This window comes from Micromonospora sp. ATLC20 (assembly GCF_057196585.1).
The window spans coordinates 44,463-55,116 of sequence record NZ_JBXUOV010000018.1 but is presented as its reverse complement, the minus strand read 5'-3'; the positions used below and the strand labels follow the sequence as shown (position 1 = coordinate 55,116).

Sequence of the window (10,654 nt, the reverse complement as noted above, 5' to 3'; positions counted from 1 at the left end):
GGTCGGTGCGGGCGGTCCGACGGGCGGCGCGTGGGCCGGACGGGCCGACGACATCGGGGCCGGTGAGCTGGTCGCGGAGGCGCTGGACGCGCTCGTCGACGCCGCCGCCCGGGTGGCCTTGACCGACACCCGGCTGCACCGGGGGATGCGCCCGGTCGGTGCGGTGCCGCGCTGGTTGGCCGCGCTCACCGGCCCGGAACGCGCCTTCCCGCACGAGCCGGACGCGCTGGCGACGCTGCGCGACGAACTGGACACCTGGCAGCGCGACGCCGCGGGCGGCGCGGTACGGGCCACGTTCCGCCTCGTCGAACCGGCCGTCGACCCGGTCGCCGAACTGGTCGAGGACGCCGTGTGGCGGGTCGAGTTCGGCCTGCACCCGGCCGACGAGCCGGGACTCGTGGTCGACGCCGCGCACATCTGGCAGCGGCCCGCACCGGCGCTCGCCGCCCGGGGCGTGGAGCCGCAGGAGACGCTTCTCGCCGAGCTGGGCCGGGCCAGCCGGCTGTGGCCCGAGGTGGACGCCGCGCTGCGTACCGCCGCGCCCGAGGGCATGGAACTGGACGCCGAGGGCGCACACCGGTTCCTGCGCGAGGGCGCGCCGGTGCTGCACGCGGCCGGGTTCGGGGTGCTGCTGCCGTCGTGGTGGCGGCGTTCCTCGTCGCGGCTGGGGGCGCGGCTGCGGGCGCGCAGCCGTACCGCGCCGGGTGCTGTCGCCACCAACACCGGGAAGCTGGGGCTGGACGCGCTCGTCGACTACCGCTGGGAGCTGGCGCTCGGCGACGAGCCGCTGACCGCCGAGGAACTGGCGTCGCTGGCCGACCTGAAATCGCCGCTGGTCCGGCTGCGCGGCCGGTGGGTCGAGCTGGACCCGCAGCGGCTGGAGGCCGGGCTGAAGCTGCTGCGGTCCTCCGGCGAGCTGACGGTGGCCGACCTGCTCCGGATGGGACTGTCCGGTGACGACAGTGCCGGTGAGCTGCCGGTGCTGGACGTGGTCGCCGACGGCGCGCTCGGCGAACTGCTCGCCGGTGAGGCGGAACGGCGGCTCACCCCGGCCGACCCGCCGCCGGGGTTCACCGGGACGCTGCGGCCGTACCAGCGGCGCGGGCTGGCCTGGCTGGCGTTCCTCCAGTCGCTCGGGCTCGGCGGCATCCTCGCCGACGACATGGGCCTCGGCAAGACCGTGCAGCTGCTCGCGCTGCTCGCCGGGGACCCGCCGGAAGCCGGGCCCACGCTGCTGGTCTGCCCGATGTCGCTCGTCGGCAACTGGCAGCGCGAGGCGGCGAAGTTCGCGCCCGGGCTGCGCGTACACGTGCACCACGGCGCCGAGCGCGCCCGGGGCGAGAGCTTCGCGACCGCAGTGGGCGAGGCGGACCTGGTGCTCACCACGTACTCGGTGGCGGCCCGGGACGCGTTCGAGCTGGCCGGCGTCGACTGGCACCGGGTGGTGGTGGACGAGGCGCAGGCGATCAAGAACGCCGCCACCCGCCAGGCCGAGGCGGTCCGGTCGCTGCCCGCGCGGCACCGGGTCGCGGTCACCGGTACGCCGGTGGAGAACCGGCTCGCCGACCTCTGGTCGATCATGCAGTTCGCGAATCCGGGGCTGCTCGGCCCGGCCGCGACGTTCCGCAAGCGCTTCGCCGAACCGATCGAGCGGCACGGCGACGCCGAGGTCGCCGAGCGGCTGCGCCGGATCACCGGCCCGTTCGTACTGCGCCGTCTCAAGACCGACCCGACGATCATCACCGACCTGCCGGAGAAGCTGGAGATGGAGGTGGTCTGCAACCTCACCGCCGAACAGGCCGCCCTCTACCAGGCCGTGGTCGACGACATGATGGCGAAGATCGAGTCCAGCGACGGCATCGAGCGGCGCGGGCTGGTGCTGGCCACCATGACCCGGCTCAAGCAGGTCTGCAACCATCCCGCCCAGCTGCTGCACGACGGATCCGCGCTCGACGGCCGGTCCGGCAAGCTGGAACGCCTCGACGAGATCGTCGACGAGGTGCTCGCGGCGGAGGAGAAGGCGCTGCTGTTCACCCAGTACGCCGAGTTCGGCGGCATGCTGCGCGGGCACCTGTCGGCGCGTACCGGCCGGGAGGTGCTGCTGTTGCACGGTGGCGTCGGCAAGGCCGAACGGAACGCGATGGTGACCCGGTTCCAGACGCCGCAGGGTCCGCCGCTGTTCGTCCTGTCCCTCAAGGCCGGCGGCACCGGGCTGACCCTGACCGCCGCCAACCACGTGGTGCACGTGGACCGGTGGTGGAACCCGGCCGTCGAGGACCAGGCCACCGACCGGGCGTTCCGCATCGGACAGCGCCGCCGCGTCCAGGTACGCAAGTTCGTCTGCGCCGGCACCGTCGAGGAGAAGGTGGCCGCGATGATCGCCGACAAGCGCAGCCTGGCCCGGTCGGTGGTGGGCAGCGGCGAGCAGTGGGTCACCGAGCTGTCCACCGACACGCTGCGCGACCTGTTCCGGCTGGAGGCCGGGGCGGTGGTCGAGTGAGCCCGTTCAACCGGTTCGAGGACTACGGGCCGCCGGTACGCGTCGAGGGCGGCCTGCGGGCGCGCAGCACCAGGGGCGCGATCGGTCAGTCCTGGTGGTCCCGGCGCTTCGTGGAGGTGCTGGAGTCGTTCGCGCTCGGCTCCCGGCTCACCCGCGGCCGGGCGTACGCGCGCCGGGGCCAGGTGCTCCGGCTGGACGTGTCGCCGGGCGAGGTCACCGCCGAGGTGCAGGGCTCCCGGCCACGGCCGTACCCGGTGCGGATCGGGCTGGCCGCGTACCCGGAGAGGGTGTGGCGGCGGATCGAGGCCGAACTGGCCGGGCAGGCGTTCTTCAGCGCCCGGCTGCTCGCCGGTGACCTGCCGGCCGAACTGGAGGAGCTGTTCGCCGAGGCGGGCGCGCCGCTGTTCCCGGCCGAGATCGGCGAGCTGGACCAGCGCTGCGGCTGCCCCGACTTCGCGGTGCCGTGCAAACACCTGGCGGCCACGTTCTATCTGCTCGCCGAGGCGTTCGACGCGGACCCGTTCCACCTGCTGCACTGGCGCGGCCGATCCCGCACCGAGCTGCTGGACCGTCTGCGTACGCTGCGCGCCGCCGATACCGGCAGCTTGGGCGGAGCCGGCGGTCCGGGCGGAATCGGTGGCGCGGGTGCGGGCGCGGAGGCGGTGCCGGGTGTCGAGCCGGAGCCGACCGGTGTGCCGGTGGTCGGCGCGGCGCGGGCCCTGGCCGGGTTGCCGCCGGTCGAGGCGGACGCCGAGCCGGATCGGTTCTGGTTGTCGCCGGTGGCGCTGCCGGACCGTCCGCCCACGCTCGCTACCGGCCCGGAGCTGCTGCTGCGCCAGCTCGGTTCACCCGGTGCCGGGATCGGCGGGCCGGGCCTGGCCGAGCGGCTGCGCCGGGCGTACCGGGAGTTCGGCCGCGGCGAAGCCGCGTCCCCCCGGGAGTTCGGTCGCGGCGAAGCCGCGTCCCCCCGGGAGTTCGGCCGCGGCGAAGCCGCAGGCGAGCGTTAATAAGGGGCCCCTCCTTACACCTAAAGGAGGCGGCGGCGGAAGCGCCACATCACTGCGGCGTTGGCGACGAGCACCACCGCGCAGATCGCCCCGGCGAGCCGTCCGACGAGCACTGTCATCGCCGGTAGCGACGCCCACAGCACGATCGTCAACAGCATCATGTACCGGCCCCGGCGGCCCTTGATCCGGCTGTCCAACCGGGCGAAGAATCGTGGATCACTCTCTCGTAGCTGGCGGGTGATCTGTTCGAACCTGCGCTGATCCTCTTGGCTGAGCATGGCGGTGCCTTCCCCTCACGGCTTCAGCGGTTCGGCGGCATACCCGGATCGGAGGCGGGTCACGCGCCGCCGCTGCTGCTGTTTCGCCGGACCGGACAGGCGGAACGAGGTTCTCAGCGCAGGCTTATCCGTACCTTAAGTTTCGGTGAGGCGGTGAACGCTCCCGGCGGCGTCACCGGGGTGCGAAACCTCGCATCCGGTCGGTGCGCGCCCGGGTCGGCCCTGCTCCGGAGGTCGCCGCGTCCCCGCCGCCCCGCCGGCTGCTTCGCGGCGGGCCTGAGCACCGTCTTAAGTGCGCTCACGAGCGCGTTCGGCGCGCCTTGAGCGCTCGGGACGGCATGGCTACTTTCCCGTAGGCAACTTCTCCGGCAACCGTCGCCGCCCCTGCGCCACCCGACCCCCCGGGTGGCAGGCGTGCCGGCGCTCGAAGAAAACGGGATAGGTACATGGCCGACCTGAACGTGCCACCGCGTCGCCCCCGGGACGACCGCGGCTGGGACGGATACCAGCACCCCCATCCGGACGGGTACCGCGACCCGCACGCCGCGCCGCACGCCGGCGCTCACCCGGCCTCGGGCCCGCAGTGGGTCGGGCCGAACGGCTTCGCCCCGGCCGCGCCGGCCCCCGCCGGCTACCCCCAGTCCGGCGGCTACGCCCAGCCCGCCGGTGGGTACGGCCCGCCGCCCGGCGGTGGACTGCCCGACCTGGACGACGACGGCGACGAGGCCCCGAAGCGTGGCCGGCGCCGGGCGCTCGCCACCCTCGGCGGTGCCGTGGTGGTCGCCGGTGGCGCCGCCCTGGCCATGTCCCCGCAGGTGCGCGGCCTGTTCAGTGACGCGCCGGCCGGCGACGCCACCGGCACGGTGACCACCGATGGCAACGCCGCCCGGCCCAGTGGCCAGCAGCCCAGCACGGTGCGGACCTACACCGAGCAGAACGAGAGCTACATGGGCTCCCGGGCCGGCGAGGCGCTCAAGCGCAACGCGCCGTCCGGTGGCCGGCTCTACGGCAGCCCGGCCGAAGCCGCCGCGGCGACCAAGGTGACTGTGAAGACGGTCCTCGCCAAGGACCCGATCCGGCACCTGTTGAGCCGGACCACCTTCGGTCCGACGCAGAAGATGATGGCCGAGGTCAAGCGGGTCGGCATCGACGACTGGCTGCGTGGGCAGCTCCAGCCGGAGAAGCAGGCCCCGACGAAGGCCGAGCTGAAGCTGGCCGAGCTGCAGTCGCTCAAGCTGAGCCCGACGCAGCTGCGCGACCAGCGCGAGCAGCTCAACGAGAAGGGCGTCGACCCGGCCCGGGAGACGGTGGACGCCACCATCGCCCGGCAGATCTGGTCCGACCGGCAACTGTTCGAGGTGATGGTCGACTTCTGGAACGACTTCCTGCACGTCGCCGCCGACTTCGACGGCGGGGAGAACTACCGCAACGCGTTCGACCGGGACGTCATCCGCAAGCACGCGCTGGGCAGCTACCCGGAGATGCTCGTCGCCGCGAACAAGCACCCGGCGCTGCTGCTCTACCTGAACCAGGTCGACTCGCGTAAGGACGCCGTCAACGAGAACCTGGCCCGGGAGAACCTGGAGCTGTACTCGGTCGGCGTCGACGGCGGCTACACCGAGAAGGACGTCCGTCAGGCCGCACTGCTCCAGACCGGACGCGGTGTCGCCGACGGCAAGTACAAGTTCTTCGCCGAGCGGCACTACCTCGGCAAGGTGAAGATCCTCGGGTTCAGCCACGCCAACAACTCCGACGACCCGGTGGCCGCCGACAAGGTCATCGACTCGTACATCCGCTACATCGCGATGCACCCGTCGACCGCGCGGTACGTGGCACAGAACCTCGCCACCCGGTTCGTCTCCGACACCCCGCCGAAGTCCGTGGTGGACCGGCTCGCGAAGGCGTACACCACGAACAAGGGGCAGATCCGGCCGGTGCTGGCGACGCTGTTCAGCTCCTCGGAGTTCTGGGCCGCGGTCGGCCAGAAGGTACGCCGCCCGATGGAGTACCTGGTCGCCACCTACCGGGCGCTCGGCGTCTCGCCGGACGCGGCCCCCGACTACTCCGGTGACAACCGGCGCACCCCGTTCGCGCAGGGCCTGCGGCAGATCCAGGACAAGATGCGCGAACTCGGCCAGTACCCGATGGGCAAGCCCACCCCGGACGGCTACGCCGACGTCTACCTGGCCTGGACCTCCGCCGGCACGATGATCGACGGCTGGAACGAGGCCGGTGACCTGATCGCCGGCTACCGCAAGCAGTTCACCTTCGTCAAGCCGGAGAAGCTGGTGGCGAAGCCGCCGGCCACCGCCGGGGCGTACGTGGACGCGCTCGCCCAGCGGCTGGTGCACCAGAAGCTGAGCGCCAAGGAGAAGAAGCTCGTGCTCGCCGTCGCCGGTGTGGCCGAGAGCGCCAAGGTCGACGCCACCTTCAACGGGGCCATCGCCGCTGTCGCGCGGACGATCCTCGCGTCCCCCCAGCACCACCTCCGGTGAGGCATTCGATGGAGATGACCGTGAACCCGTACCCCCTGCACCCCGAATGCCCCGACCTGCGGCGGCTGGCCGACAACCCGGCCGAGGCGCTGCTGCGCGCGGAGGCGGACATCGTCGCGGCCGAGAACGCGGCCGAGACCGACCGGTACCGCCGGCTGGAGGAGATCGAGGAGGCGCAGCAGGACGGCCGGGGCGTCACCCGGCGTACCTTCGTCGCCGGCGCCGCCGCGACCGCGACCGCGCTCGCGACCGCGCAGTTCGTCACCACCTCGGCGTCGTTCGCCGCGACCAAGACCGGCACGCTGATCCACGTCTTCCTCTACGGCGGGCTGGACGGGTTGAGCCTTGTCGCACCGGCGAACGACCCGGTGCTCGCCAAGGCCCGCCCCGACCTGCTGCTCGGTGAGGACTCGCTGGCGCTGGCCCGCGGCTTCAAGCTGACCAGTGCGTTCGCGCCGCTGGAGAAGTGGCTCAAGGCCGGTCAGCTCGGCTTCGTGCCGGCCGTGTCCGACCCGCGGCTGTCCCGCAGCCACTTCCAGGCCGCCGACGCCTGCAACCTGGGCGGCCTGCCCGGCGAGACCGGTGGCCGGGGCTGGCTGGACAGCCTGGTCGACTCGCTCGGCAAGGGCACCGCGTTCCGCAGCGTCGGCATCGGCAGCACGCTGCCCCGCTCGCTCGTCGGCGTGAACGGCGCGATCTCCCTCAACAGCGTCGGCGACCTGCGGCTCAACGGCGACGACAAGTTCCGGGCGGCCACCGAGAAGGCGATCCGCGGCCTGTTCACCGGCATCAACCACCCGGTCGAGGAGGCGGTCATCGAGGGCATGGGCGCGCTCGCCACCGCCCAGAAGCTCGCCGCCAAGCCGTACGCCGCCGCCGAGGGCGTCGAGTACCAGGGCGTCGGGAACGCGTTCAAGCAGCTCGCCCAGCTCATCAAGGGCGGCGCGAACGTGCGGGTGGCGACCGTCGGCATGGGCGGCTACGACACCCACGAGAACCAGGGCACCCGCGAGGGCGGTCAGCTCTGGCGGCGGCTCAACGAACTCGCCAAGGCGATGGCCGCGTTCTTCACCGACCTGGGCGACCGGTCGGCGGACGTGACCATCATGGTGTCCAGCGAGTTCGGCCGCCGGGTCGGCTCGAACGGCGGCGGCACCGACCACGGGCACGGCGGCGTGGTCACCGTGCTGTCCGGCCGCAAGCTCGCGAACTCGCTGCTCGGCACCTGGAACGGGCTGGACAAGCTGGACAGCGGCGACGTGCCGGAATACAACAACATGTTCAACGTCTACGGGTCGGTCGCGCAGGGCCGCTTCGGCCTGACCACCGCGCAGGTGGACAAGGTCTTCCCCCGGCAGAAGTTCACCCCGGTCAAGATCTACGCGTGACGTACCAGGACACCCGCGCCGCCGGCCGCCGTACCGGGCATCCCGCCCCGTACGGCGGCCGTCCGGCTGCCCCCGTACCCCCGGGTCGTCCGCGTCGCGGACCCGGCGGCCGGCGTGCGCTCGCCGCGCTCTTCTGGCTGGGCCTGGTCGCCGCGGTCGGACCGTGGTGGCTGGACACACCGGCCGGATCGCTCGCCGACACCGCCGACCTGCTCACCGCGGGCGGCCGGATCACCGGGCTGATCGCCGGCTACCTGCTGCTGGTCCAGGTGCTGATGATGAGCCGGCTCGGCGTGCTGGAACGTGCGCTCGGCGGCGAGCGGATCTCCCGGGTGCACCGGGACCTCGGCGCGACGCTGCTGGTGGCGGTGCTCGCGCACATGTCGCTGCTGGTGGTCGGCTACGCCCGCCAGGAACGCAAGACGGTGCTCGGCGAGGTCGGCGCGCTGCTGACCGACTACGAGGACATGGTCACCGCGTTCCTCGCCGCGGGCATCCTGGTCACTGTCGCGTTCACCGCGGTACGCGCCGTGCGGCGCCGCCTGCCGTACGAGCTGTGGCACCTGCTGCACGCCGCCAGCTACCTCACGCTGCTGCTCGGGTACGCGCACCAGTTCAGCAACGGCGCGCAGCTCTACGAGCCCGGGCCGGTGCGTACCGGCTGGATCGCCGCGTACCTGCTGGTCGTGGCCGCGCTGGTGTGGGGCCGGATGCTCGCGCCGCTGGCGTTCAACCTGCGGCACCGGCTGCGCGTCGCCGACGTGGTGGCGGAGAGCCCGGACACCGTCTCGGTCTACCTGACCGGGCAGCGGCTCAACCAGATCGACCTGCTCGGCGGGCAGTTCTTCCGCTGGCGTTTCCTGAACCCCGGCTGCTGGTGGCAGTCGCACCCGTTCTCCGTCTCCGCCGCCGCCAACGACCGCTGGCTGCGGATCACCGTCAAGGTCGTCGGCGGGTACACCGCCGAGCTGCGGGATCTCACGCCCGGCACCCGGGTCTGGGCGCAGGGCCCCTCCGGCACGTTCACCGCCGCGCACCGCACCCGGGAACGGGCGCTGCTCATCGCCGGGGGCAGCGGCATCGCGCCGCTGCGGGCGATGCTGGAGGAACTGCCGCCCGGCGCGGCGCTGATCTACCGGGCGCGTACCCCGGCCGACGTGCTGCTGCACCAGGAGCTGGACTGGCTCGCGCAGGCCCGGCACACCTCCGTCTGGTACGTCGTCGGCCGCCGTGACGACCCCGGCCCCCGCCAGGTGATGAACCCCGAGGGCCTGCGCCGGCTCGTGCCCGACCTGACCCGCCGCGACGTCTACCTGTGCGGCCCCGGCGGCCTGGTCGACGAGGCGGTCGCCGCGCTGCGGGCGGCGGGCGTGCCCCGCCGCCAGATCCACCTGACCGCGTTCGAGCTGTAGAGAGGCACTACCCATGCGTCGCGCGCTGCTCGCGATCACCGGACTGGCCGCCGGCACCACCGCACTGGTGGTGCTCAAGGGCGCGCCGGGCGCCGGGCAGGCCGGAGCGGACGTACCGGTCGCGTTGGCCCCGGTCGCCCCCGGCGGCTCGGCCGCGCCCGAACCGCCGTCGCCCACCGGCTCCGCGCCCGGCGACGTCACCCCGTCACCGCGCGCCTCGTCGAAGCCCACCCCGAAGCCGTCCGCCGACCGCAGCGCGGCCAGCCGGGGCGGCACCCGTACCACCACCGCACCCGCCGCGCCGCGGACCACCACCAGCGCGCCGAAGGTCACCACCCGCACGGTGACCGGGCCGTCGGTCACCTACGAGTACGGCTCGCTCCAGGTCCGGATCACGCTCAGCGGCAGCCGCGTCGTCGACGCCACCGCGATCGGACTGCCGCTCGGCGGGCAGTCCGGGCAGCGCAGCGACGACGTGCAGGCCCGCTACAGCGGCACCTCCGGCGAGGTGGTGGCCCGGCAGAGCGCCAACCTGAGCACCGTCTCCGGGGCCACCTACACCAGCACCGCGTACAAGCAGTCGTTGCAGGCCGCGCTGGACAAGGCGTGACCGTCCCGGCTCGTGCCGGTGCCGCCGTCGGTCCCGGCCCGTCCGCCCGGCGCGGCCTGCGCCGGGTCGAACACGTCATGGGTACGGCGATCAGCCTCGACCTGGCCGACGACCTGCCCTCGGCGACCCTGCACGAGCTGGCCGGGGAGACGTTCGGCTGGCTGCGCGAGGTGGACGCGCGGTTCAGCACGTACCGGGACGACAGCGAGGTGTGCCGGCTGGACCGGGGCGACCTGCGGGCCGCCGACGCCTCCGCCGACCTGCGGGCCGTGCTGGCCGCCTGCGCCGACCTGTGGACCGCCACCGACGGGTTCTTCGACGCGTACGCGACCGGGCGCCTCGACCCGTCCGGCTACGTGAAGGGCTGGGCGGCGCAGGTCGCCTCGGACCGGCTGGTCGCCGCGGGCGCGCCGAACCACTGCGTGAACGCGGGCGGCGACGTGCGGGTACGCGGCCACGACGCGACAGGCGAGCCGTGGCGGATCGGGGTGCGGCATCCCTGGGACGCGGCGGCGATCTGTCTGGTGCTGACCGGCACCGACCTGGCGGTCGCCACCTCGGGCGTGTACGAGCGCGGCCACCACGTCGTCGACCCGCGCCGGGGCGTACCGGCGACGGGCTTGCGCTCGGTGACTGTGGTGGGCCCGGACCTGGGCGTGGCCGACGCGTACGCGACAGCGGCGGTGGCGATGGGCGAACCGGGCCTGGCCTGGCTGGACCGCCTACCGTCGCCCTGGCAGCACGCCGTGGTCACAGACGAGGCCCACCAACACCACTCCCGCACCCTCCCCACCCTGCAGCCTTCCTGACCCGCCCTGCCAGCTCGCCCTCCGCCCGCCCCTTGCCCCGTCGATCATGAAGTTAGCGGCACCGCCGCCCGGCGTGTCGCACCGCCAACTTCATGATCAACGGGGCGTCGGGGGGCGAGGCGCGGGCTGGGAGGGAGAGGAGAGGCGGGGTCAGC

General features: G+C 73.4%; 8 protein-coding genes. 7 read left to right on the top strand and 1 reads right to left on the bottom strand.

What is annotated here, in order from left to right; all coding sequences use genetic code 11:
* The coding region (locus tag AC2CHG_RS06745; protein WP_484524384.1) for a DEAD/DEAH box helicase at positions 1 to 2,500 on the top strand (2,500 nt) is incomplete at its 5' end.
* Positions 2,497 to 3,507 (top strand): SWIM zinc finger family protein, encoded by a 1,011-nt coding sequence (locus AC2CHG_RS06740; RefSeq protein ID WP_484524383.1) that lies wholly within the window; start codon positions 2,497 to 2,499, stop codon positions 3,505 to 3,507. The genes AC2CHG_RS06745 and AC2CHG_RS06740, both read left to right, overlap by 4 nt.
* 20 nt (positions 3,508 to 3,527) lie before the next feature.
* Here the strand turns inward: AC2CHG_RS06740 and AC2CHG_RS06735 are convergent, their stop codons facing one another.
* Entirely contained in the window at positions 3,528 to 3,785 is a 258-nt protein-coding gene (locus AC2CHG_RS06735; protein WP_135241429.1) for a DUF3040 domain-containing protein, read from the bottom strand.
* A gap of 446 nt (positions 3,786 to 4,231) precedes the next feature.
* Here AC2CHG_RS06735 and AC2CHG_RS06730 point away from each other — a divergent pair, with 446 nt between their 5' ends.
* From AC2CHG_RS06730 to AC2CHG_RS06710, 5 genes are all read left to right on the top strand, one after another.
* Complete coding sequence (locus tag AC2CHG_RS06730; RefSeq protein ID WP_484524382.1) at positions 4,232 to 6,280, top strand: DUF1800 domain-containing protein; 2,049 nt, start codon at positions 4,232 to 4,234, stop codon at positions 6,278 to 6,280.
* A gap of 14 nt (positions 6,281 to 6,294) precedes the next feature.
* Entirely contained in the window at positions 6,295 to 7,668 is a 1,374-nt protein-coding gene (locus AC2CHG_RS06725; protein ID WP_355508451.1) for a DUF1501 domain-containing protein, read from the top strand.
* Positions 7,665 to 9,080 (top strand): ferredoxin reductase family protein, encoded by a 1,416-nt coding sequence (locus AC2CHG_RS06720; RefSeq protein WP_366621221.1) that lies wholly within the window; start codon positions 7,665 to 7,667, stop codon positions 9,078 to 9,080. The genes AC2CHG_RS06725 and AC2CHG_RS06720 overlap by 4 nt, the downstream gene beginning before the upstream one ends.
* Positions 9,081 to 9,093: 13 nt before the next feature.
* Positions 9,094 to 9,690 carry an FMN-binding protein gene (locus AC2CHG_RS06715; protein ID WP_357210383.1) on the top strand — a complete coding sequence of 199 codons (597 nt, stop codon included), beginning with the start codon at positions 9,094 to 9,096 and terminating at the stop codon, positions 9,688 to 9,690.
* Positions 9,691 to 9,767: 77 nt separating this feature from the next.
* A complete protein-coding gene (locus tag AC2CHG_RS06710; protein ID WP_366621488.1) occupies positions 9,768 to 10,499 on the top strand; it encodes an FAD:protein FMN transferase in 732 nt (243 codons plus the stop codon).
* The last annotated feature ends 155 nt before the right edge of the window (positions 10,500 to 10,654 follow it).